The sequence below is a fragment of the Senegalia massiliensis genome (genome assembly GCF_900626135.1).
GTDB lineage: Bacteria > Bacillota > Clostridia > Tissierellales > SIT17 > Anaeromonas > Anaeromonas massiliensis.
Window position 1 is genome coordinate 818,053 of record NZ_LR130786.1, and the last position, 23,444, is coordinate 841,496.

Genomic DNA, 23,444 nt, shown 5'->3' on the forward strand with positions numbered 1-23,444 from the left:
ACAGAATCTTTAATAAATAATTAATTATATGTTTAATTACAAAAACTTAGGGAATAAATAAAGCTCTATAAAAAAATTATTTATATTAATCTTTGATTTTTCTGTGAATTTGAAATAAAATAGATATATAATATATAAATATAAAACAAATATTAAAGGAGAGATTTTAATGGATGATCCCAATCAATTAAAACCACAAAAGTATTCATTATCAAGTTATTTACAATTTATAATTCCATCAATTATCGGTATATTAGTTTTGATGGTGCCTTTTAATTATCAAGGTGAAACTACAATTGTTGTAGCATTACTTGCAAGTAAACTAACAAGTGCTGCACAAAATATTTTACCAGGTATAGTATTAATATTCATTACTATTACTGGAATAGCTACAGTTAGCTATAAATTATTTAAACCCTCAATTATAGAGAACAATGAGTTTTTAAAAGGAATATTTAATGTTTCTATATTTTGGGTTATAACACGTGTAGTCGGAATGATATTAGGTTTTCTAGTTTATTTTCAAATTGGACCTGAATGGATTTATTCTGATGCTACAGGCGGATTAATACTATATGACTTAATTCTTACCTTATTTACTATGTTCTTATTTGCAGGATTTTTATTACCTTTTCTTACTGACTTTGGACTATTAGAATTTGTAGGATCTCTTTTAACCCCAGTTATGAGACCTGTATTCACACTACCTGGTCGTTCATCAATAGACTGTATTGCCTCATGGGTTGGTGACGGAACTATTGGAGTTACACTTACTAACAGGCAATATGAACAGGGCTATTATACAGCTAGAGAAGCTTCTGTAATAGCTACTACATTCTCAGCAGTATCTATAACTTTTTCACTTGTAGTATTAGGTCAAGTTGATTTAATGCATATGTTTGGTATATATTATTTAACTATCATACTATGTGGATTTGTTGCTGCTTTAATCCTTCCAAAAATTCCACCTTTATCTAGAAAAAAAGACATATATTATACTGAAAATAGCATGGATACAGGAGAAGATATTCCTGAAGGATTTACTACTCGAGAATGGGGAACTAAACTTGCTATTGAAAAAGCTAAAAAAACAGGTAATCCTAAAGATTTTGTTATAAATGGTACAAAAATAGTTTTTGATATGTGGCTAGGTGTTTTACCAGCAATAATGGCCTTTGGTACAATAGCACTTATAATAGCGGAAACTACACCAGTATTTGAATGGTTAGGAATGCCATTTATACCACTATTAGAATTACTTAATGTTCCTTATGCTACAGAAGCTGCCCAAACAATGGTTGTAGGTTTTGCTGATATGTTTTTACCATCTGTAATAGGTGCTAGTATACCAAGTGAAATGACTAGATTTATTGTTGCTACTCTTTCTGTAACTCAATTAGTTTATCTATCTGAGGCAGGAGCTGTAATATTAGGTGCTAGAATTCCAGTGAATTTAAAAGACTTGTTCTTTATATTTATAGAAAGAACTCTTGTAACCTTACCAATAATTGTGTTAGTAGCTCATATAATATTTTAAATATAAAAGGTACCTATCAAAAGATAGGTACCTTTTCTTATACTAATATCTATATATAGCTGCTATTTTTTCTCCTCCTGGCACTTGACCAGAATTTACAGCATATACTTTTCCACCATTTAATATGGTTTGCATTGCTGCATAATTTAATAATTCTATACTTTCTTCATCAACCTCTTGTCCAACTAAGTTTACTTGATTAAATTTAGGATGAAATTGTCCCCAGATTTTATCTGTTTGAGAAACAAATAATGTATCAACTTTACTAAAGTAAGAGGATGATACTATTTCTCTTATATCTTTAGACGCCTTTTCTGTACCTTCTAATTCTTTAAACTTTTCTTGATCTTTTCTTTGTTCTTCTTTAAATATAGGTTCTAAAGTTTTCCAAGCTTCTTTATGCAATTCCTTATCTGATTTAATATCAGGATTTCCTGATATATGTTTATCTATTAAATTATTATATTTATTTGCCTCTTTATAAATTGGGAACAGATAATCAACTCCTGCAAATACTAAAGGCAGATTTTCTTCTTCTATTTGTTCTCTAATACCTTTATCTAATAATTGAAAAAACCTAAGTATTTGGTTTTTTTCATCTTCATCTCCATCACCTGTACCATGATAAATTGGAGAATTTGAACTATTATTTGGATTACTCATTGTATTATGTTGTAATTCTTTTTCAAAATCATCATATTTCATTGCTTCCTCTAAGCTTTCAGGAGTATCTATTAATATTATTTTACTTATACTATCTCTAGTAGCTTGAAATAATCTAACATTATTTTTACTTGTTGCAAGTATATAAAATGTTCCATCACCAGTGAATAGTGGTAATAATGGTTTTATATCAAATTCATTACTTACAACTACTGATTGTTCAAACTCTATAGGTAATCTATAAAATGTAAATGTATTTTCAGTTATAAATAGAGCTAAACCATCACTGTGTTCTAACCAAAACTTATTATCATTTATATATTTATTAGCAGGTTCCAATATTTCTTCTGCCTTTTTTTCATCAATACCTTCTTGTTCTAATTTATTTTTTGCTTCTTTCAATGCATTTTTCAGCTTTATTTGACCTTGTTTTGCTTCTATTCTTGCATCTACTGTAGGTATATAAATTGAAACCATATAATCCTCTTTTTTCTCAATAAGATTTTTCAATTGTTCTTTTTTTAAAATATCCACAATTTAACCTCCTATCAATATATCTTCTTACTTAAAATATCATACCCGAGTTAATTTAGTATAAACTTGATTAGGTCTATGTTAAATATAAAAAGATTGCAATTGCAATCTTTTTATAAATGAGTTTTATTTCTTCTAGGATCTATTTTCTTATTATGGGTATTTGTATCAGGGTCAGACATATGCCCTCCTGCATACCTCCAATAAGGTTGCATAGCATAATAAGTATGAATATCTGTATGCCATTCCCTCTTATCAACATCTGGCCATTTTCCTTTGTCAAATGAAGGAGCATTTTCTAATTTCTCTTTATCTGCATCTAATATTAAATAATTTTTATCTTTACTTAACTTAAATGCCTTCCAAGGTATTGCATATAAATCATCACCTATTCCTAAAAAACCTCCTACAGATAGTATTCCATATGCTATGGTACAATTGTCATAATCAAACAATATATCATCTAATTTACCTAATTTTTCATTATTAAAATTTCTAACTTCATAATCCATTAAATCACTTGTTTTAATCATTCTTCCTCTTTGTTCATCACTCATACTAAATCTCCTTTCTAATAAAAGTTAGACTTTTCTTCTTCCAATTATTAGTGATATTACAAATAATATTAAGAATATGAAAAACAATATTTTAGCTATACTTGCTGCTACTTCCACTATTCCAAAGAAACCAAATATTCCTGCAACTAATGCAATTATTAAAAATATTACAGCCCATCTAAGCATATATCTCACCTCTTCTATTGTATTAATATTCCAACTATTCTCTTAATTCATATATATCCTACTAATATATTTCTAAACATTTTTGATATTTTTGTTAGTTATGTATCATTTTTGGTTATATATATTAATATAAATGAAAGTAAAAGAGGTGAAATTTGTGAAAGTTAAAAAGCTAAATATAAAGAACATAATAGGTAGTATGAAATATAGAATACAAAAAGATGAAGTTCCAGCACTTGGTGCTCAACTTACATATTACCTTATACTATCATTTTTCCCCTTTCTAATATTTTTACTTACACTTTTAAGTCATACTTCAATTTCTGCCTCAGATGTTGTCAATAATTTATCAGGAGTATTGCCTGAACAGTCATTTTCATTAATAACTGACACAATTGAAGAGGTTTTACAAAATGGCTCTACATCACTTCTTTCTTTTTCTATTATAGGTACATTATGGTCAGCTTCTAGTGGAGTTGCTGCCCTTATAAAAGGACTTAATAAAGCTTATGATCAAGAGGAAAATAGACCTTTTTTATTGTTAAGAGGTTTTGCAATTCTTATTACTATAGCACTTGTAATTGGTATTGTATTAGCTTTTACTCTATTAGTATTTGGAGAAATAATTGGAAACTACATATTTAGTCTTTTTAATCTAACTGAAGTCTTCAAACAGTTTTGGGATACCATAAGATTTGTTTTTCCTATAATTATGCTTATAATTGTATTTACTCTTTTTTATAAATATGCTCCTAATAAGAAAAGATTAAAATTAAAAGAGGTACTACCTGGAGCATTATTTACTACAGCAGCATGGATAGGAATATCTCTATTATTTTCTTTTTATGTAAATAACTTTGGAAATTATACTAAAACATATGGTAGTATTGGAGGTATCATAATACTTTTAATTTGGTTATATATAAGTAGTATAATAATACTTATAGGCGGAGAATTAAATGCAACTCTTGCTTTTGATAGAATATCTATAATAAAACAAATTAAAGATAAAAAATAAAGACTCAATTGAGTCTTTATTTTATGAAAAGATCATTTTATAATATCTATTAATGCTAGAATCTAATTCATCAACAGTTATAAACTTACTCATTTTTATAGCTTCTTTTCCTTCTATAAATAATATTACTGTAGGCGCTACAAATATTGAATATTGACCTTTTGCTTTTATATTATTATTTATATCTACTTCAATAGATTTTATTTTAGGATATTTTTCTAATAATTTTTTTAGCTTTGGACCAAAGCCAACACAATTAGATCACATGTCATCAGAAAAAAATACTAAAGTCACATTATTTTCATCAATTATTTTTTGTATTTCATCAAATGTATCTATTTTTTTCATAATATCACCTCTTTTATCCTTCTTCTATTACATTTCTAACCCATTTTTTTGATATTACTCTAGGTATTCCTACCATAGCTTTAACAAACTCCTCTAAAGATACTAATACTACAACATAATATACTGGTAAATTAAGAATATGACCTCCTACTATTGCCATTGGAACTCCTATAAGCCATACACTTCCAGCTTCAATAAACAATGAAACTGTAGTATCTCCTCCACCTCTTAATATACCAACTATAAGCGTTGTATTAAATACCTTAAATGCCATGAATATGGCAAATACAATGAGTATTTTTTCTACATTCTCTCTCACTATAACTGAAACTTCAAAAAATGATATTATTAGAGGAGAAAAGACTATAATTAAAATTCCTATTATAATACCAATTAAAGGTGTTATAATAGAAAACCTTTTAGCATAACCTATAGCTTTAGTTTCATCCTTTGCTCCAATACTATTTCCTATCATAACTGCAGCAGCATTTCCTATACCCATAGATACAACCATAAACACCTGTTGAACTGTATTTGAGATTTGAACAGATGCAAAAGCTTCTGTGCTTATCCTTCCATATACAGCAGAATAAGTTATAACACCTAATGACCAGAAAGCTTCATTTAAAATAACTGGAGTTGTAGTTTTGACTATTCTCATTATAAAGGCTTTTGATAAATCTTTCATTTCTCTTATCTTAGCATCAAGAACCAAACCTTTTCTATATATAGTTGTAAGTAATAATGTTAACTCAATTATCCTTGCAATTAGTGTAGCAATTGCAGCTCCTTTTATACCTAATGCAGGAAAACCGAAGTTTCCAAATATTAGTAGGTAATTTAATGTTGTATTTACGCCTAATGAAATTGCACTAACAATCATAGGCAATTTGGCATTTCCTATACTTCTAGATGCAAAGGAATATGAAAATGTAATAGATGTAATGGTATAACTAAAACAAACTATCAATAAATAACTTACACCTAATTGGATTACTTCTTTATCATTAGTAAATATTCCAAGTATTTTTTCAGGAATTAAAAGTGCTGACATTGTAAAAATAAGAGAAATTAAAGTTCCACTTATAATAGAAAACCCTAATACTCTTCTAATATTAGTAATATCTCTTTTACCCCAATATTGAGATATAAAAATAGCAGAGCCACTATTTAACCCAAACATCAAAAGAGTAAAAAAGAAAAAAAGTTGATTTGCAATACCTACTGATGCTATTGAAGTCTCACCTAATTTACCTATCATTACTGTATCTACCATATTTAAAGAAGAGGAAATTAAGTTTTGTATAGATATAGGAAGTGCTATTGCAATTAATCTTTTAAAAAATTCTTTATCATTAAATAAATCTTTCATAAAATCACCTACTTACTCTAAATTATCATATGATTATATTATAAACTATTTCGTGTATCTAATCTATCAAATGTTTTATTTATTTTGATAAAATTCGTGAAAATTATACATAAAAAGACACCCATATGGGTGTCTTTTTATGCAATAACTTTATTATCATTTTCTTGTTTATTTTCATCTTTTTTATCAATTGTTATTCCAGTATATCCATAAATTACAGATATTATTGGATTCAATATATTAACAAAAGCAAACGGTGCATACATTAATGGATTTATGCCTAAAGTATTATGCATAAAAGCACCACAAGTATTCCATGGAACTAATGGAGATGTAAGAGTAGCAGAGTCTTCTAATGCTCTAGATAAATTCCTTGCAGCTAAATCTCTTTCATCATAGACATCTTTATACATTTTTCCTGTAATAACAAGTGCTAAATATTGGTCTCCTGTAACTAAATTAACTCCTATACCTGTTAATATTGTAGATAAAATAAGTGAACCTGTAGTATTTGCAACTGTTAATATTTTTTCAGCAATAGCGTAAAGCATACCTGTTTTCTCCATAACACCACCAAAACTAAGTGCTACAACTATTAATGATACAGTCCACATCATAGAATCAAGGCCTCCACGTGTGAGCAAATCATCTACCGCTTGTACTCCTGTAGTAGATTCAAATCCATAATGTGCTGCATTTATAATATCACCTAAATTTGCTCCTTGAAATGCGACAGCAAGTATACCTCCTGCAAAAACTCCCCCAAGAAGTCCCGGTATTGCTGGAACTTTAAGTACAACCAATAGTATTACTATTATTGGTGCTATAAATAATATTGGAGATATAGTAAACTGATTTGATAATCCTTGTAAAATAGTATTAATTGTATCTACATTTGATACTGAGCCACTATATTTCATACCTATAATTCCATATAGTATTAAAGAAATTAAATAACTAGGTCCAGTTGTATACATCATATGTTTAACATGTTCAAAAAGATTTGATCCTGCCATAGCTGGTGCTAAATTAGTAGTATCTGATAATGGTGACATCTTATCTCCTGCATAAGCACCTGATATTATTGCTCCTGCTACTATAGGCAAAGGTATTCCTAAACCTTCTCCTATACCAACTAATGCAATACCAACAGTACCTGCTGTTGTCCATGAGCTACCTGTAGATAAAGCAACTATTGATGCAAGAATGGTACTTGCTACTAAAAATATACTTGGTGATAAAATTTTAAGTCCATAATAAATCATTGTAGGTACAACACCTGCTAATATCCAAGTACCTATAAGCATACCAATTATAAGTAGTATAAGTATTGCTTGCATTGAAGATTGTATAGAATCAATTATTCCTTTTTCTATTGCATCCCATTTATATCCTACCTTGACACTTATACCTGCTGCTACTATAGTAGCCATAATTAAAGGTATATGTGGATCTGCTTCATACACTTGAAGTGCAATTATTAATGCTCCTATTAAAAATAGAACTGGTACCATAGCTAATTTAAAACTCATTTTACTAGAATTATCATAGTCATCTGACATACAAAAATCCCCCTCCTTTTATTTGTACATATTATAACAAGAGGGTTACAAAAAAAATCAGAAACATTTATTAAAATTCAAAAATAAATAAGTAATTTTCTGAAAATAATATTTATCCAATAATATATTTAAAAATTCCATTACTAAATATTTAACTTCTAAATTCTTTTTCCGTCATTAAACTATCTATAAACTTTCTTATACTAATTCTTCCTCCTGTATCTCTTTTTCCTCTTATATAATCCATTTCTGATTTTACATCTTCAAAATTAAATAATGAATTATTATAATTAGTAAATGTTCCATTCATATAATCTTCTATTCCCAAATGTGCTAAATTAGATAATGCTTTATTTATTGCTCTTCTTATTCTCTGCTCAGAAGCATTCGGATTTCCACTTACTTTTTCACAAATTTCTTTTATTTTAAAATCAAATATACTCTTATCTTTTTCAATCAAAAATGAACAAATATTTATAATATCTTCTGCTCCCTTTTCTCCCATAATACCTAACTTATTTAATATATTCCTAATTTCACTTAATTCATCATAATTTTGTTCTTTAAATTCATCTGAATTATCATTATCCATAAAAACATTTTTAATATTTTTTAATGTTCTTTTCATATTTATAGATTCAATTAGGTTATTCATTACCTTTTTAATTTCTACAATATTTAATGGTTTAATTATAAAAAAATCAACACCCTTATTATATGCTTCAGATATCATATCTTTTGAATTTACTTGTGAAACCATTATAAATTTCATTTCTAAGTTTAACTTTTTAATCCTATCTACTAATTGTATTCCATCTATATTGGGCATAAGTAAATCAACCATTACAATATCAGGTCTATATTTTTTTATTTCTTCTATTGCGATATCACTACTCGTAGAAAAACCTATTACATTTGCTAAATTATTATCTTCAATTATATTTTCTAATGACTTTATTATTCCTATATCATCATCAACAATATATAATTTTAGCATCTTTTCACTCCATCTCTTCTATTGGTATTGTTATAATAAATTTTGTAGATTTAGAATTTGAACTTACTTCTATATTTCCTCTAAATTCTTTTTTAACAATATCATTTACAACAGTTAATCCTATTCCTCTTTTAATGTTACCTGAACCTTTATTAAATTTAGTAGAAAATCCTGATTCAAATATATAATTTATGTTACTTTCTTTTATACCCGGACCATTATCTTCTATTATAAATACATGTTTATTATTTTCTTTAGTATATCTAAAATTAATAATTCCATTATTTTTTCCTATAGATTCTATTGCATTCATTATTAAATTTCTAAATACTGACATAATATAGTAATGTTTATAGATATTAATATCTTCTTTTATGTAAACATTTAAATCTATATTCAAATTATTTTTTTCTATATACATATCAATATTTTTTTTCAAAATATCCATTATTGAATATAGAGTCATAAATTTATATCTTATTTTATCTTCCATAATAGATTCTATTCCATCAATTACTCTACTATAATTCTTCTTTATTTCATGTACATCTTTAGATATCATAAGAGCCATTTTTTTATCATCATCATTCTCTAACTTTTCATATAAATTATAAGCATTATTCATCACATTTTCGATATAATTGTTATTCATATTCATATAATAAACTTCACTTTCTAACTCTGATGAAAGTATGACTAATCTTCTATATCTTTCTGCATGCTCCTTTTTTACTGTAAAAAGATTATAGTAATGTATAGATAATAATATTATAAAAGCAAGTCCTCCTCTAATTAAAGCTATTAATATTAGTGATTTTATATTTATTTCAAATCCTATATCAGAATATATAAATATTCTAAATATAACCTCTGATAAATTAGCAAATAAATCACATAATACAACAGTTATAAACCAAAAGAAATGAGAAGTTTCTTTTCTCCTATAATATAAAAAATAATATGTTAATCCATATACAAGATGAAATATAACTTCAGGATAACTTTGTTTAAAAGCATATATGAAGGATTTTCCATCTAATGTCATAAACAAACTTCTGAAAATCACACCTGTCATTCCTGTAAATACTGATGTTATTATTGGATTAAGCCCTTTATATAAATTCAAAAGAACTGGAAAAATAACCAAAGAAAGCGTTATTCTAAAACCAACTATTATATAGCTTAGAGAAAAGAAAGAAAATATTACATCCATTAATGAAATATTTATTCTTTTTTTAAAGTTATTCCACTTAATCATTTATAACACATCCATTATCTGTTATAAATAATAATATTATGCATGCTTAAGCATGCATAATATTATTATTTAAATATACTTCTATCTCTCTTCTATCGAAGCTAAATATCCCTTCTTCTTCATATAGATTTAAATTATTAATATCTATAGAATGGATCAAATTTTTATCTTCAATAAATAAATCATATATATTAGTTAAATCCATTTTTTTAGGTCTATTTTCAAATGATAGTTCTAAAAATAATTTAGATAGACTCTGTACAATATATACATCATATTTGCTAAATATAGTATCCCCACAACCTTCACATATTAATGCTCTAACTCCATAAAATCTTACTCTATATCTTCCCCAACCTGCTCTTACATCAGAAATACCTTCTTTTAATTCTTCACCGCATAAAAAACATCTTAATTTATTGTCCATTTTCTTCTTTCCTCCTCATAATTCCATCTACCATTTCCCATACATCTTCTTTGAAATGACAAACTGATATTACTAAAGGTGGTATTGCTAAAGCAACTACAGAATAATATTTAGGATCTTGTGATTTTGGTTGCTGAAATAAAAACTTTATATCTTTACCATGATATTGTTTTTCTATAGGATCTCCAAGTGAAGCACTTCCCTCTACATCTTCAACTTCTATTCCCCTTTGACACATTCTTTCTATGGCATGCTTACTATAATATAAAGAATCTCTTTTTGTAGATTCAATTATATAATCTTGTTCATTGCTAAATTCTTTTTTTACTAAATCTAATTCCACTTTAAGATTCTCCTTTCCTTAGCATAAGTTAATTTTATACTATTATTAAAACTAATACAATATTACAGATTAATATAAATTGGCTACTCTTATCAATCACCAACTTTAAAAATATACATATAATATATTAGAAACAAACTTACTTACATTATTTCTAAAGGAGGATTTAAAAATGTCAGAAGTAAAAGGTGTTGGAAAAATATTTAAAGAAATTGACACTGAGTTGTTATTCTTCTTTCTACTTTTAGTTATTTTATTTAGTTACAACAGCACATATTAAAGGGGGTGAGGTAATGTCTTGTTACGGAAAGGGCGTAGATTCTGAATTGTTATTCTTCTTCCTACTTTTAGTAGTACTATTCTGCTACTGCTAATTCAAATAAATAGAGGAATTAAAAATATGGGCATATGCCCATATTTTTAATTTTTAATTTTTTGTAACTTCACCCATTTACATAACCTATTTTCTATTATATCAATTAATTTAAAGATTCCAAAACCCATTATACTCAAAGCTAATATACCACTAAACATCTCTAAATAATCTACAGTTATCCATTTATTCATTATAAAATAACCTATCCCATATTCAGTAGCAAAGTTCTCTGCATAAAATAATACAGCAATACTTGTACCAATACTTATTCTTAGAGCTGTTATTATATTAGGCATTACTCCAGGTATTATCATATGTCTATATATTTGATACTTAGAAAGTCCTAATGACCTTACTGAATAAAATAATTCATTAGATAATTCTTTTACTCCATCTCTAGTAGTTACGATAATTGGAAATATAATTATTACTATTATTAAAACTACTTTTGACAAATCGCCAATTCCCAACAGTATCATAAATACTGGTAAAAATGCTATTTTAGGTACAGGATATAAAGTATAAATTATTGGTGTAATTAATTTATCTATTTTATTATTCATTCCTGTAATTAATCCAATGGTTACTCCAACAATTAAAGCTATTGAGGTAGATATAAATATTCTAAAAAGACTTATTAATATATGTTTAGATAATGTCATAGGAAATAATTTTATAAAGGTTATAATAGCATCATGAGGTCTAGGAACTACAGGTAAATCTACTATAAAATAAAGTATATACCAAAATAATAAAATTATTGTTATAGCATAAATATTTTTACTACTCTTCATAATATCTATCCTCTTCTAAAAGTTTCCTTACTCTTAAACACATTTTATAAAATTCTATCTGATTTCTTGATTGTTCTTCCCCGAAATAAGGATTATTTATTATGCTTTTAACATTTCCATGATTCATAATAACAATTTTTTGTCCTAAAAATACTGCTTCTTCTATATTGTGAGTTACAAAAACTATAGTTAAAGGTTTATTTTTATATATTTTAAGTACAAGATTTTGTAATTTTTCCTTTGTCATTTGATCTAGTGCAGAAGTTGGTTCATCCATTAATAACAAGTCAGGATTTATAGCTAAAGCCCTACATATACCTACTCGTTGACTTTGCCCACCACTTAATTCTATAGGATATTTATCCTTATAATCATATATTGATAACTCCTTTAATATACTTTCAACCTTCTCATTTATTTTTTCCTTAACTATTCCTCTAGCTTTTAGTCCTAAAGCTACATTCTCCCATACAGTTTTCCATGGTAATAACCCATGATTTTGAAGTATAACAGCAGTATTTTTTCTAATACCATTATTTTTAATTCCATCTATATATATACTTCCTTCGTCAGGAAAAACTAGACCAGCAACAGAATATAGTAATGTTGTTTTACCACAACCAGAAGCACCTATTATAGCACAAGTAGCATTTTTCTCTACAGATAAATTCATCTTATTTATAGCTACTTCATCACCATATTTTACTACTAAATCTTTAACCTCTATCATTAATCCAAAAACTTCCCTTCTACCATATCATCATATTCAATATTTATCTTTTCACCATTCACTTTTTCAACCCATTGAATAACTTTATTCATATACTCAGAAGAAGGCAATCTAGCCATATTATATTCAGGCATGTCAATATTATCTATTATTTCAGGATTTAATTCTAATTTATCTATCAATATTCTCCTAGATTCTTTCTCATTTTCTTTAATATATTTTACTCCTTTATTATACGCTCTATGAAATTTTGATATAGCTTCTTCCTTCTCAGAAATTGCATCATAAGTAAATACCATTGCCTCAGGTGTGAATTCTTCTTTATTTTCATATACTCTCTTCTCTAATCCTCCTAATTCACCCATAGATGCCATAGGCTCAGGAATTATTGCCATATCCATCTTTCCTGACTTAATCATTTCTAAACGTGTTGGAATCTCAGGTATAAATATCTTATTCATTTCATATTTAGAAGATAAATATTGTTCAGATAAGAAATTAGATACACTTACTTCCATCATACCTATATCAATAGTTTCTTTTTCTTCAAATCCTTTCTTTACAAGAAACGGAAATTTCCCATCTGTACTAGTAGTTATTTTTATCTTAAAATCATTATTAATATTATTAACAAAAGCAATAAGATCTGTCATAGCTCCATCTAATTGTCCACTCTGTAATGCACTTTCTCTATTAACTGCATTTGTATATACTTTTATATCCATATCTAAATTTTCTTGTTCAAAATATCCTATTTCTTCAGCTACAAATATTGGAGCTGAATCAACTGCTGGCATTACTCCTATTTTTAATGATGAAATCTCTTCTTCATTATTATTACAACCTACAATAGTAAATATAATACTAGTAATTAATAAAACCATTAATATTTTTTTATTCATATATTTCTCTCCTCTATGATAATTTTAAAACACATAATCTATTTTATAACTTATAAATATATTTGGCAATAATGTATCAATTACTTTATAATATATTTAGCACTAAAAAAGGAGGTGTAACATGATTCATTCTAAAACTATTACAACAAATATTAACAGAAAAAATATTAAAGATATTTGGATTGCTTCAAGACCTTTATCTTTAACACTAGCTTTATATTCTACTACATTAGGTATTGTAATTGCATATAATGAAAGGTTCTTATTTAAATCTGAATTTATAGCTATGGATATATGGAAAATATTCTTAGTAACTATTGCTGGATTACTTATCCAAACTGCAACTAATTTTATAAATGATTTTTTTGAATGTGAATATAAATATAGAGAACAAAGTGATATCAAATATAAATTTTTAGGTAAACAAAGGACAAAATTTGATATATTAATCTTTTTATTAGGAATTGGATGTTTTCTTATAACTATGGGAATTGGTCTTTATATAATGTTAATTTCTACACCTAAGCTTATGATAATAGGATTAATAGGAGTTATAGGAGGATATTCATATACTGGAGAACCTATAGTTTATAAAAAAAGAGGACTTGGAACTCCTTTATCATTTATTTTAATGGGACCATTAATGGTATTTGGAAGTTATTTAGTTTTTTCTGAACATTTTTCATTAAGTCCAATAATTATAGGACTTCCAGTTAGTTTAATGATACCTTTATTAATGATGAGTAATGAAATAAGAGATTATAAAAGAGATAAATCTCTAGGTATAAATACTTTAACAGTAAGAATGGGTTATAGATTTGGAAAAATATTATTTTTAACTTTATTAATCCTACCTTATTTTTTAACGACTTTATATGTATTATTAAATATTTTACCAATATGGACGTTATTTATATATTTAACCATACCCTTAGCTATAAAATCCTATAAAAATGTATCTGTATCAAAAAAAGAAGGTGTCCCTATCACAAATAAACTCCATCTTATATTCGGATTAATAACTATAATTTCATTAATTATATAAAAATAAAGGAATCGCACATGCGCGATTCCTTTATCATATATATTAAATATATAATCCCAATATTAAAGCTAATATTGTCATTATAAATATTAACACTAAGAATTTCCATACATATTTTAGCCATTTACCATAAGGTACTCTCCCTATTGCTAAACCACCCATTACAACGGCAGATGTTGGAGTTACTAAGTTAACTATACCTGATGCTGATTGGTAAGCTGTTATTACTAATGATCTTGCAACATTAGCAAAATCTCCAAGTGGTGCCATAATAGGCATTGATACTGTAGCTAAACCTGATGTTGATGGTATTAAGAATGATAATGGTATATAGAATAAATATGTTAAAATTATAAACGGTATACGTCCTGCTTCTGAAAGTGTAGTTTCTCCAGCATGTAGTACTGTAGATGTTATATTACCTGCATTCATTACTACAGTTATACCTCTAGATACACCAACTATTAGAGCAACACCTAAAAGATCTTTAGCTCCTGTTACAAAAGAATCAATAAATTCTTCTTCGCCAAAATCATCTTCACCAAATGCATGTATAAATCCTATTATAATTGCTGCTACCAAGAATAATGCTGTTAATTCTGGGAACCACCACCATAATGTAGGAATTGCTTCTATTCCAAAATCTTCTAATGGTAATACACCATAAATCATTATAGCAAATGTAAGTGCAAATAAAACTAATATAAATAATCTTTTACCTGTTAGTTCTGGAAATTCACCTTCATCTTTTTTACCTAAGAAATATTCTTTATTGCTTTCTCCCATATCTGCAACAAGAGATTTAGAAGGATCATCTTTAACTTTTTTAGCATATCTAGTAGTATAAAGAATAGCTAAAATTAATCCTGCTACTAACATAATAAGTCTTATAAGTATTCCTTTACCTAATGCAACATCTGCAAAGCCTGAAGCTATTCCTGTTGCAAATGGATTTACTGTAGAACCAAGTACTCCGACACCAGCACCTAGTAATATAACTGATACTGCAGTAACAGCATCATAACCTGCTGCTATAAATACTGGTAGTATTAAAGGATAGAAAGCTATAGTTTCTTCTGCCATTCCGTAAGTACTTCCACCTATAGAGAAAAGAGCCATCAGTATAATTATCATCCAATTTTCTCTTCCTTTGAAGGTTTCAACTACTTTTGCAATACCCGCATCAATAGCCCCCGTCTTCATAACTACTCCTAAGAATCCACCAATTACAAGTACGAATAACGCTACATCTATAGCATCATAAAAACCTCTAATAGGTGCCATCATTACATCAAATGGTCCTTGTGGTGTAGTCTCTTCTTCTGGTAATTCTTGATAAGTTCCTGGAATTGGAGCATCATCTTCTCCTAATTCATATTCACCTGCAGGAACAATCCAGGTTAAAATAGCTACTACTATTATGATTGCTACAAGAATTGTGTATGCCGTAGGCATTTTAAACTTCATTTAATCACTCCTTTGTGTTTTTTCTACATTTATAATTATACCCAAGTAATTTAATTATAATCCCAGTAAATATTTATTAACTTTAAAGATTGATAATGAAATAACAATAGGTATATAAAATGTATAAATTCATTTTGGATAAATAAATTTAAAATACATATCACATTAATAAATGTAACATACTAAGCTTTATTAGGCAACCGTTATTTTCTTACTTTTTCTAAATATTTATTTTGATAATGTATCTTTATACACTTTTTGTTCAAGATTAATCTTTGGATAAATAAACTTTTTAAGAATAATTATAAACCAAGTCATAAGAAGTAAGCCTTTAAATACACTGCTAATACTTATACTCCACCATACACCATTAAGACCTAATAAATCATCAGAAGATAAAATCATAGCAAAAGGAACTCTAAGACCTGTAAGTATTATTCCCACTAAAGATGGTGGTAATGTTCTACCAAGACCATTAAATGCTCCTGCAGTTGCTATTTCTATAGTCATAAATATTTGAGATACTCCTAATATTCTTAAATATATTGCTCCTTCTGCTATAACATCTTTTTCAATAAAAAATTGTTTCATTATAAGTTTTCCACCAAAAATCAATATTAATGTAGCAAGAACTCCTATAATTCCAACCATTAAAAGACCAGTAAAGTATCCTTCTTTTATCCTTTTAAACTTTTTAGAGCCGTAATTTTGACCTACAAATGCAGATAATGCAGATGAAAATCCACCTGCTGTCATCCATGAAATAGCTTCAATTTGTGACCCCACCTTTTGTACTGCAATAGGAGCAGCACCAAATCCTGCAAGTATTCTAGCTATAAGCATAGAGAAAAAGGTAAATAATCCACTTTGAATAGCAGGAGGCATACCCATTTTAGTAATTTTTTTAATATATGTAATTTCTATATTCTTGAAAAATTTAATATCATTAAATATTTCAATTCTACCTTTTATACTATATATAAATAATATTGTAACTAAAATTTGAGATATAACAGTAGCTATTGCAGCTCCCTTTACTCCAAAACTAATTAAAGGTCCTATTCCAAATATAAATAATGGATCTAATATAATATTAGAAATTAAGCCTATTATATTTATCTTAAATGGAGTATTGCTATCACCACTTCCATTAAAAATTGCAGTAAACACAGGATTTATAAAGTAAAATGGTATACCAAATGAAATTATCATTAAATAATCTGTTGACATATTGACTACATCTGCCTTTGGTAAATCAAAAAATCCTATAAGACTATTTCTAAGAAAGAATATCATAAAGCCATATATAATACTAAATATAATATTTAATTGTATTGAACTTCTTATATATCCTTTAGTATCTTTTATATCATTTTTACCTATTGATTGTGCTACTCCTACTTCTGCACCAATTTTTGATATTGTTATAAATGCAACAGCAAACCAAGTGAAAAACCCAGCTGTTCCTACTGCTGCTACAGAATCACTACCTAACTTACCTATCCAAAACATATCAGTGATATTATAAGCCATTTGACCAAAAGAAGTAGCCATAATAGGTAATGCTAGCTTTGTTAAAGCCTTTAAAATATTTCCATCTGTTAATTTTCCCTTTTCTATCAATTTTTATTCACCTCGTAGTATTAATATAAATATATATAATTATATTTGTTTTACTATATTTATACAATATAAATAAAATCTGAGATAATTTAAATTATCTCAGATTTTATTACAATTTGCTTTTATTAAAATATTTTTTTGTTTCAAGGACAACTATACTACTCAATCCAATAAGTCCAATTAGGTTTGGTGCTGCCATAAGTGCATTCATTATATCTGCTAAAAACCATACTAACTTAAGTTTAGCAGTAGCACCTATTACTATTGCTATAACAAAAATTACTCTATAATATTTAATAGATTTACTTCCAAATAAGTATTCTAAACATTTCTCTCCATAATAACTCCATCCTAATATTGTAGAAAATGCAAAGAAGATTATACCAAATGATACTATAAAACCTCCAGGTCCTGGAAGTCCCTTATTAAATGCTTCACTTGTTAATTCCGCTCCATTTAATCCAGATGACCAAGCTCCTGTGCTTATTATTACAAGTCCTGTAAATGTACATACTATAATCGTGTCTATAAATGTATCTAACATAGCAATAAGACCTTGACTTGCAGGAGATTCAGTTTGAGCAGCTGCTTGTGCTATAGGAGCACTACCAAGTCCAGCTTCATTAGAAAAAACTCCTCTTGCAACACCACTTTTTATAGCATACATAACTGTAGAACCTGCGAAACCACCTGCTGCTGCACTTCCCGTAAATGCATCTGAAAAAATTAGCTTAAATGCATCAGGTAAGGTATCTATATTAACTAATAATATAACAAAACATCCTAATATATATGCTCCCGCCATAAAGGGTACTAGAACACCTGTTACCTTTCCTATATTTTTTATTCCACCTATTATTACAAGTCCTGTTAAAAGAGCTATTACCAATCCTGTAATTAATGGAGATATATTAAAACTATTATTTAATGCATCTGCTATAGAATTGGATTGTACAGTATTACCTATTCCAAATGAAGCTATTACAGCAAAAAATGCAAATGTTTTTCCAAGCCATTTCTTTCCTAATCCTTTTTCAATATAATACATAGGTCCACCAGCTATTTCTCCATCTTCCTTCTTTACTCTATACTTTATAGCAAGAACTGCTTCTGCATATTTAGTAGCCATACCAAAAAATGCTGTAACCCACATCCAAAATAATGCTCCAGGTCCTCCTGCTGCTATTGCTGTAGCAACTCCAACTATATTACCTGTACCAATTGATGCTGCTAAAGCTGTTGTAAGAGCCTGAAAAGGAGATATGTCTCCTTCATTATCACTTTTCGAGAATAAACTTTTAAATGATGCACGAAACTTAAATAATTGTATGAACTTTAATTTAATACTTAAAAATATACCGGTTCCTAGTAATAATATGAGTAATGGAGTACCCCATAAGAAATCACTAATATTCTTTAAACTCTCTGAAAATAAATCCATAATTTATGCCTCCTTAAAATATGATAAGTTTATTATAACACCTTGTTAATTTATTGTCAGTATATAATGTATTTAGTTTTGTTAATAGTTTTTACATAATTAGTATAGTTATTTTACTCTATATTGTATAATTTTATTTATTCTAATTTTTCATTTAGCAATACCATGTGAATATGATCTTCCCATACTCCATTTATATTTAAGTACTTTTTCGATATCCCTTCATCTATAAATCCTAATTTTTCTACTACTCTAATTGATGGTTTATTTCTAGGCATTATATTAGCCTCAATTCTATGAAGACCAATGATGTCAAAAGCATATCTTATAACTTCATTAATTGCTTCTGTCATGTAACCTCTATTTAATTTATCTTTATCTGTTTTATATCCTAAAAAACAGGATAAAAATCCTCCCATTACAATATTAGATAAAGCAACACTTCCTATTATAACTTCATCATTCCCCTTTTCAAATATATAAAATTTTTGTAAAGTACCATTTTCTATTTTTTTAATTTCATCTTTTATCATTTGTTTATGATAATCTATAGTATAATAATCACTATGTTTTTTCGGTTCAAATTCAGATAAAAAATTTTTATTTCTAATATTAAAATCTAAAATAATATCTACAAAACTTTCATCTAATCTTTTCAAATTTAACCTTTTTGTTTCTAAAATTAATTTTTTTATACTCATCCAATCTCTCCCTAAATATTTTTTTCCATAATATAATTAACAAATACCATATTATTATGTTTTTTATTCTGTTTTTCGACTATATTAAATCCTCTTTTTTTAAAAAAGTCTTTTGCTGTAATACTTGCTTCTGTAGTTAATTTAGAGATATTTAGATTTTGAGCTTCTTGTTCAATCCTCCTTAAAAGTGTAGTTGCAATTTCTTGATCTTGATGATTTTTTGAAACATACATAGTATTAAGATATCCATCTTCTCTTAAATCGCTAAATCCTACAATTTTTTGATTAATAACTGCTACAAATGTTTTATTTCCATATAAAAATTTTTCCCATTTTTTCTTTTCTGGTATCTTCGGTGCCCAAGTATTTACTTGTTCTAATGTATAATCTTTTATATTTATATTGTGAACTGTATTATAAAATAACTGAAGTATCTCTTCTAAATCTTTCTTATCATATTTTCTTATTATCATATAATTACCTCAGTTTCATATTAAATTTAATTGCAATATATTATACCAAACAATTCTATATAAATACCAATTATACATTTATAGTATATTTTAAAATAAATCAAAAAAATATATTTGATAATGATTATCATTAATAGTATTGGGTATATCTTAAATAGAGAAAAATAAAAGGAGGAATTATTAATGAGTTTCAAATTACCAGAATTAGATTATTCTTATGATGCACTAGAACCAAATATAGATGCAAGAACTATGGAGATACATCACACAAAACATCATCAAGGATATACAAATAAATTAAATAATGCACTAGAAGGCCATAAAGACCTTCAAGATAAATCAATTGAAGATCTTCTAAAATCAATAGATACATTGCCAGAAGATATAAAAACGGCAGTTAGAAATAACGGAGGAGGTTTTTATAACCACTCTATATTCTGGAAAGCTATGAGTCCAAATGGTGGAGGAAAACCAGAAGGCGAATTACTTGAAAAAATAGAAAAAGCTTTTGATAGTTTTGATAAATTTAAAGAAGAGTTTACTAACGCTGCAAAAACTAGATTTGGTAGTGGATGGGCTTGGTTAATTCTTAAAGATAATGGCGAGTTAGAAGTTGTATCAACACCAAATCAAGATTCCCCTGTTATGGAAGATAAAAAAGTATTACTTGGTTTAGATGTATGGGAACATGCATATTATCTAAAATATCAAAACAAAAGACCAGATTATATAGAAGCATGGTGGAATGTTGTAAACTGGGACTATGTAAATGAAAGATATGAAAATTTAAAATAAACTAATATAATTAAGCCTCGAATATTCGAGGCTTAATTATATTTTTCTAACTCTTTAGTATTTTTTCTTTCCCTATGAAGAATTTCTCCAACTATATCTCTTGATTTATCATCTAAATTACCTCTTAAAATTTTTTCAGCCATGTTTATTCCTTTTTTTTGACCTTCTAGAGCTTTATTTATTATATAATCATCATCCTTTTTATGAGTTTCAATCTTTAATTTTAATTCAGCCATATTCCCTTTAAGACCTAAGTTTTCATCTGGCATCCCACCAATATTTTGAATATATTCAGATAATATAGCTATATTTTCTCTATGTCCTTTTTGTATTTCTTGAAAAACACCTTTATTTTCTTGGCTTTCTAATTTGGATATAAATACATTAAAAGAATCTAAAGCCATGTATTCTCCTTGTAATAAACTAATTAAAGCTTCTTCTATTTTTTTATTCATAATTTCACTTCCTTAATTTTTATGATTTTATTATTCTCATAATCTGTTCTAAATATGTTGGGAATATTAGCAGGATATTCTTACTATATTGTAGAATTTTTAATATACTTAATAATATAGTAACTTAAAACTAAAGGAGGTTTTTTAATGAATGAAACATTGAATGTATTAAATAATAGGATGTCTTTAAGAAGGTATAAAGATAAACCTATATCAGAAGAACATTTAGAACAAATTCTTTATTCTACAATGAGGGCACCAACAGCTGGTAATATGATGCTTTACTCTGTATTAGTTATTAAAGATAAAGAAAAAATCAAAAAATTAAGTAGCACCTGTGACAACCAAGCTTTTATAGCTAAAGCTCCATTAGTATTAATATTTCTAGCCGATATGCAAAGATGGACTGATTATTTTCATCATTGTGATACTCCATATAATAGTCCAAATAATGCAGATCTTTTCTTATCTATATCAGATACAATGATTGCAGCTCAAAATGCTGTTATTGCAGGAGAATCCATGGGAATAGGTTCCTGCTATATTGGAGATATTATGGAAAACTATGAAACACATAAAGAAATGTTTAATTTACCTGATAAAGTATTCCCTATAGGTATGATAACTCTTGGTTATTATCCTCAAAATATGAAAAAAACTCTAAGACCTAGATTTAATAAAGAGTATATAGTGTTTAATGAAAAATACAAAAGATTATCTTCAGAAGAATTTGATGATATGTTCAAACATTTGAACGATAATTTCAATCCTAATAATTCATTTGGTGCAAAAAATATTGGTCAGTTGATGTATTTTAAAAAGTTTGGTGCACCTTTCTTCAAAGAAATGGAAAGATCTGTGAACGTTATTATGGAACATTGGAATAAGTAATTACAAATTACCTCTATTAATGTTATAATAATTAAGCAAAAGAAAAAGAGGTGAAAAGTATGGATAAACTAGCAGGTAAAGGCTGTAAACAATTAATACCTGATGAAGATAAAATACCTTTAAAAGATATAGAAAGAAATATAATTAAGAGATATAGAAAATATCTTTGGTCTCCTTTTGTTAAAGCTATTTCTAATTATAACCTTGTAGAAGAGGGTGACAAAGTAGCTATTGCTATATCGGGAGGAAAAGATAGCCTGCTTTTGGCTAAATTATTTCAAGAACTTAAAAAACATGGTAATATAAATTTTGAAATAGAATTTTTAGCTATGGACCCTGGATATCATGAAGACATAAAAAAATTACTCATAGAAAATTGCAACTACCTTGATATCCCCGTTAAAATATTTGAATCTAAAATATTTGAAATAGCAGATGAAAAAGCAAGTGAATATCCTTGTTATTTATGTGCCCGCATGAGAAGAGGTGCATTATACAGGAAATCTAAAGAGCTTGGATGTAACAAACTTGCACTTGGGCATCACTTTAACGATGTAATTGAGACAACTATGTTAAATGTATTATATTCAGGTAATTTTAAAACAATGTTACCAAAACTAAAATCTCAAAATTATGAAGGTATAGAATTAATCCGTCCAATGTATTATATAAGAGAAGATGATATAGAGAGATTTACAGAGACAAGTGGTATATGGCCATTAAATTGTGCTTGCATGGTTGCTGCTAAAAAAATAGGAAATAAAAGATATGAAATAAAGGAACTTATTTCACAAATGAAAGAAAATTTTGTTGATGTGGATAAGTCAATTTTTAAAGCTGCAGAAAATGTTAATATAGATAGAATTCTTGGATATAAAAAAGATAATAAAAAATATTCATTTTTAGATTTTTATAATGAATAACGATAAAATGACTCCTAATATTAGGA

Annotated in this window: 24 protein-coding genes and 1 pseudogene; 6 read left to right on the forward strand and 19 right to left on the reverse strand. The window is 27.2% G+C overall.

Annotated features, from left to right (window positions below; all coding sequences use genetic code 11):
* The first annotated feature begins 169 nt into the window (after positions 1-169).
* Positions 170-1,537, forward strand: a complete 1,368-nt coding sequence (locus tag E0D94_RS14090; protein WP_130808167.1) for a YjiH family protein — start codon at positions 170-172, stop codon at positions 1,535-1,537.
* A gap of 42 nt (positions 1,538-1,579) precedes the next feature.
* Here the strand turns inward: E0D94_RS14090 and E0D94_RS14095 are convergent, their stop codons facing one another.
* From E0D94_RS14095 to E0D94_RS14105, 3 genes are all read right to left on the reverse strand, one after another.
* A complete protein-coding gene (locus E0D94_RS14095) occupies positions 1,580-2,734 on the reverse strand; it encodes a baeRF7 domain-containing protein (protein WP_130808168.1) in 1,155 nt (384 codons plus the stop codon).
* Between the two features lie 113 nt (positions 2,735-2,847).
* Positions 2,848-3,291: a PRC-barrel domain-containing protein gene (locus tag E0D94_RS14100; RefSeq protein WP_130808169.1), complete on the reverse strand. Its 444-nt coding sequence runs from the start codon at positions 3,289-3,291 to the stop codon at positions 2,848-2,850.
* A gap of 24 nt (positions 3,292-3,315) precedes the next feature.
* A complete protein-coding gene (locus E0D94_RS14105) occupies positions 3,316-3,477 on the reverse strand; it encodes a DUF1328 domain-containing protein (protein WP_130808170.1) in 162 nt (53 codons plus the stop codon).
* A 157-nt stretch (positions 3,478-3,634) separates the two neighbouring features.
* Between E0D94_RS14105 and E0D94_RS14110 the strand changes: the two genes are divergently transcribed.
* Positions 3,635-4,495: a YihY/virulence factor BrkB family protein gene (locus tag E0D94_RS14110; RefSeq protein WP_207289811.1), complete on the forward strand. Its 861-nt coding sequence runs from the start codon at positions 3,635-3,637 to the stop codon at positions 4,493-4,495.
* Positions 4,496-4,516: 21 nt separating this feature from the next.
* On the opposite strand, the pseudogene E0D94_RS15200 reads toward E0D94_RS14110, so the two are convergent.
* The 10 genes and pseudogenes from E0D94_RS15200 to E0D94_RS14160 form a co-directional block, all read right to left on the reverse strand.
* Positions 4,517-4,741, reverse strand: a pseudogene (locus E0D94_RS15200) (thioredoxin family protein); the annotation flags it as partial.
* Between the two features lie 115 nt (positions 4,742-4,856).
* Complete coding sequence (locus E0D94_RS14120; protein WP_130808171.1) at positions 4,857-6,215, reverse strand: MATE family efflux transporter; 1,359 nt, start codon at positions 6,213-6,215, stop codon at positions 4,857-4,859.
* Positions 6,216-6,352: 137 nt separating this feature from the next.
* Positions 6,353-7,777, reverse strand: a complete 1,425-nt coding sequence (gene nhaC / locus E0D94_RS14125; RefSeq protein ID WP_130808172.1) for a Na+/H+ antiporter NhaC — start codon at positions 7,775-7,777, stop codon at positions 6,353-6,355.
* A gap of 151 nt (positions 7,778-7,928) precedes the next feature.
* Positions 7,929-8,774 (reverse strand): response regulator, encoded by an 846-nt coding sequence (locus E0D94_RS14130; protein WP_130808173.1) that lies wholly within the window; start codon positions 8,772-8,774, stop codon positions 7,929-7,931.
* Between the two features lie 4 nt (positions 8,775-8,778).
* Positions 8,779-10,032: an ATP-binding protein gene (locus E0D94_RS14135; protein WP_130808174.1), complete on the reverse strand. Its 1,254-nt coding sequence runs from the start codon at positions 10,030-10,032 to the stop codon at positions 8,779-8,781.
* A gap of 46 nt (positions 10,033-10,078) precedes the next feature.
* The gene (locus tag E0D94_RS14140) at positions 10,079-10,459 is read right to left on the reverse strand and encodes a YgiT-type zinc finger protein (protein WP_130808175.1); all 381 of its coding nucleotides are present in this window, start codon (positions 10,457-10,459) and stop codon (positions 10,079-10,081) included.
* Positions 10,449-10,802, reverse strand: a complete 354-nt coding sequence (locus E0D94_RS14145) for a DUF4258 domain-containing protein (RefSeq protein WP_130808176.1) — start codon at positions 10,800-10,802, stop codon at positions 10,449-10,451. The genes E0D94_RS14140 and E0D94_RS14145 overlap by 11 nt, the downstream gene beginning before the upstream one ends.
* 420 nt (positions 10,803-11,222) lie before the next feature.
* Positions 11,223-11,972: an ABC transporter permease gene (locus E0D94_RS14150; RefSeq protein ID WP_130808177.1), complete on the reverse strand. Its 750-nt coding sequence runs from the start codon at positions 11,970-11,972 to the stop codon at positions 11,223-11,225.
* A complete protein-coding gene (locus tag E0D94_RS14155) occupies positions 11,962-12,702 on the reverse strand; it encodes an ABC transporter ATP-binding protein (protein WP_130808178.1) in 741 nt (246 codons plus the stop codon). The genes E0D94_RS14150 and E0D94_RS14155 overlap by 11 nt, the downstream gene beginning before the upstream one ends.
* On the reverse strand, positions 12,702-13,604 hold the full coding sequence (locus E0D94_RS14160) for an ABC transporter substrate-binding protein (RefSeq protein WP_130808179.1): 903 nt from the start codon (positions 13,602-13,604) through the stop codon (positions 12,702-12,704). The genes E0D94_RS14155 and E0D94_RS14160 overlap by 1 nt, the downstream gene beginning before the upstream one ends.
* Before the next feature lie 121 nt (positions 13,605-13,725).
* Here E0D94_RS14160 and E0D94_RS14165 point away from each other — a divergent pair, with 121 nt between their 5' ends.
* On the forward strand, positions 13,726-14,649 hold the full coding sequence (locus tag E0D94_RS14165; RefSeq protein ID WP_130808180.1) for a prenyltransferase: 924 nt from the start codon (positions 13,726-13,728) through the stop codon (positions 14,647-14,649).
* Positions 14,650-14,691: 42 nt separating this feature from the next.
* Here E0D94_RS14165 and E0D94_RS14170 read toward each other — a convergent pair whose 3' ends face one another.
* The 5 genes from E0D94_RS14170 to E0D94_RS14190 form a co-directional block, all read right to left on the reverse strand.
* Positions 14,692-16,116 carry a YfcC family protein gene (locus E0D94_RS14170; RefSeq protein WP_130808181.1) on the reverse strand — a complete coding sequence of 475 codons (1,425 nt, stop codon included), beginning with the start codon at positions 16,114-16,116 and terminating at the stop codon, positions 14,692-14,694.
* Between the two features lie 228 nt (positions 16,117-16,344).
* Positions 16,345-17,739 carry an MATE family efflux transporter gene (locus E0D94_RS14175; RefSeq protein ID WP_130808182.1) on the reverse strand — a complete coding sequence of 465 codons (1,395 nt, stop codon included), beginning with the start codon at positions 17,737-17,739 and terminating at the stop codon, positions 16,345-16,347.
* Between the two features lie 109 nt (positions 17,740-17,848).
* Positions 17,849-19,180, reverse strand: a complete 1,332-nt coding sequence (locus E0D94_RS14180; protein ID WP_130808183.1) for an alanine/glycine:cation symporter family protein — start codon at positions 19,178-19,180, stop codon at positions 17,849-17,851.
* Positions 19,181-19,317: 137 nt separating this feature from the next.
* Entirely contained in the window at positions 19,318-19,881 is a 564-nt protein-coding gene (locus tag E0D94_RS14185; RefSeq protein ID WP_130808184.1) for a GNAT family N-acetyltransferase, read from the reverse strand.
* An 11-nt stretch (positions 19,882-19,892) separates the two neighbouring features.
* Positions 19,893-20,354 (reverse strand): GNAT family N-acetyltransferase, encoded by a 462-nt coding sequence (locus tag E0D94_RS14190; RefSeq protein ID WP_130808185.1) that lies wholly within the window; start codon positions 20,352-20,354, stop codon positions 19,893-19,895.
* A gap of 183 nt (positions 20,355-20,537) precedes the next feature.
* On the opposite strand from E0D94_RS14190, the gene E0D94_RS14195 reads away from it, so the two are divergent.
* A complete protein-coding gene (locus E0D94_RS14195; RefSeq protein ID WP_130808186.1) occupies positions 20,538-21,149 on the forward strand; it encodes a superoxide dismutase in 612 nt (203 codons plus the stop codon).
* Between the two features lie 32 nt (positions 21,150-21,181).
* On the opposite strand, the gene E0D94_RS14200 is transcribed toward E0D94_RS14195, so the two are convergent.
* The gene (locus E0D94_RS14200; protein WP_130808187.1) at positions 21,182-21,604 is read right to left on the reverse strand and encodes a DUF2383 domain-containing protein; all 423 of its coding nucleotides are present in this window, start codon (positions 21,602-21,604) and stop codon (positions 21,182-21,184) included.
* A 147-nt stretch (positions 21,605-21,751) separates the two neighbouring features.
* On the opposite strand from E0D94_RS14200, the gene E0D94_RS14205 reads away from it, so the two are divergent.
* Together E0D94_RS14205 and E0D94_RS14210 are read left to right on the forward strand one after the other, a co-directional pair.
* A complete protein-coding gene (locus tag E0D94_RS14205) occupies positions 21,752-22,495 on the forward strand; it encodes a nitroreductase family protein (protein ID WP_130808188.1) in 744 nt (247 codons plus the stop codon).
* 59 nt (positions 22,496-22,554) lie between these two features.
* Positions 22,555-23,418, forward strand: coding sequence for a tRNA 2-thiocytidine biosynthesis TtcA family protein (locus E0D94_RS14210; RefSeq protein ID WP_130808189.1), 864 nt, complete (start codon positions 22,555-22,557; stop codon positions 23,416-23,418).
* The last annotated feature ends 26 nt before the right edge of the window (positions 23,419-23,444 follow it).

Coding starts and splice junctions, on each gene's coding strand:
- E0D94_RS14135 (WP_130808174.1), bottom strand. CDS start 10,032: ATGATTAAGTGGAATAACTTTAAAAAAAGAATAAATATTTCATTAATG.
- E0D94_RS14185 (WP_130808184.1), bottom strand. CDS start 19,881: ATGAGTATAAAAAAATTAATTTTAGAAACAAAAAGGTTAAATTTGAAA.
- E0D94_RS14140 (WP_130808175.1), bottom strand. CDS start 10,459: ATGGACAATAAATTAAGATGTTTTTTATGCGGTGAAGAATTAAAAGAA.
- E0D94_RS14130 (WP_130808173.1), bottom strand. CDS start 8,774: ATGCTAAAATTATATATTGTTGATGATGATATAGGAATAATAAAGTCA.
- E0D94_RS14170 (WP_130808181.1), bottom strand. CDS start 16,116: ATGAAGTTTAAAATGCCTACGGCATACACAATTCTTGTAGCAATCATA.
- E0D94_RS14195 (WP_130808186.1), top strand. CDS start 20,538: ATGAGTTTCAAATTACCAGAATTAGATTATTCTTATGATGCACTAGAA.
- E0D94_RS14165 (WP_130808180.1), top strand. CDS start 13,726: ATGATTCATTCTAAAACTATTACAACAAATATTAACAGAAAAAATATT.
- E0D94_RS14210 (WP_130808189.1), top strand. CDS start 22,555: ATGGATAAACTAGCAGGTAAAGGCTGTAAACAATTAATACCTGATGAA.
- E0D94_RS14205 (WP_130808188.1), top strand. CDS start 21,752: ATGAATGAAACATTGAATGTATTAAATAATAGGATGTCTTTAAGAAGG.
- E0D94_RS14100 (WP_130808169.1), bottom strand. CDS start 3,291: ATGAGTGATGAACAAAGAGGAAGAATGATTAAAACAAGTGATTTAATG.
- E0D94_RS14120 (WP_130808171.1), bottom strand. CDS start 6,215: ATGAAAGATTTATTTAATGATAAAGAATTTTTTAAAAGATTAATTGCA.
- E0D94_RS14180 (WP_130808183.1), bottom strand. CDS start 19,180: ATGGATTTATTTTCAGAGAGTTTAAAGAATATTAGTGATTTCTTATGG.
- E0D94_RS14090 (WP_130808167.1), top strand. CDS start 170: ATGGATGATCCCAATCAATTAAAACCACAAAAGTATTCATTATCAAGT.
- E0D94_RS14190 (WP_130808185.1), bottom strand. CDS start 20,354: ATGATAATAAGAAAATATGATAAGAAAGATTTAGAAGAGATACTTCAG.
- E0D94_RS14160 (WP_130808179.1), bottom strand. CDS start 13,604: ATGAATAAAAAAATATTAATGGTTTTATTAATTACTAGTATTATATTT.
- nhaC (WP_130808172.1), bottom strand. CDS start 7,777: ATGTCAGATGACTATGATAATTCTAGTAAAATGAGTTTTAAATTAGCT.
- E0D94_RS14105 (WP_130808170.1), bottom strand. CDS start 3,477: ATGCTTAGATGGGCTGTAATATTTTTAATAATTGCATTAGTTGCAGGA.
- E0D94_RS14155 (WP_130808178.1), bottom strand. CDS start 12,702: ATGATAGAGGTTAAAGATTTAGTAGTAAAATATGGTGATGAAGTAGCT.
- E0D94_RS14200 (WP_130808187.1), bottom strand. CDS start 21,604: ATGAATAAAAAAATAGAAGAAGCTTTAATTAGTTTATTACAAGGAGAA.
- E0D94_RS14150 (WP_130808177.1), bottom strand. CDS start 11,972: ATGAAGAGTAGTAAAAATATTTATGCTATAACAATAATTTTATTATTT.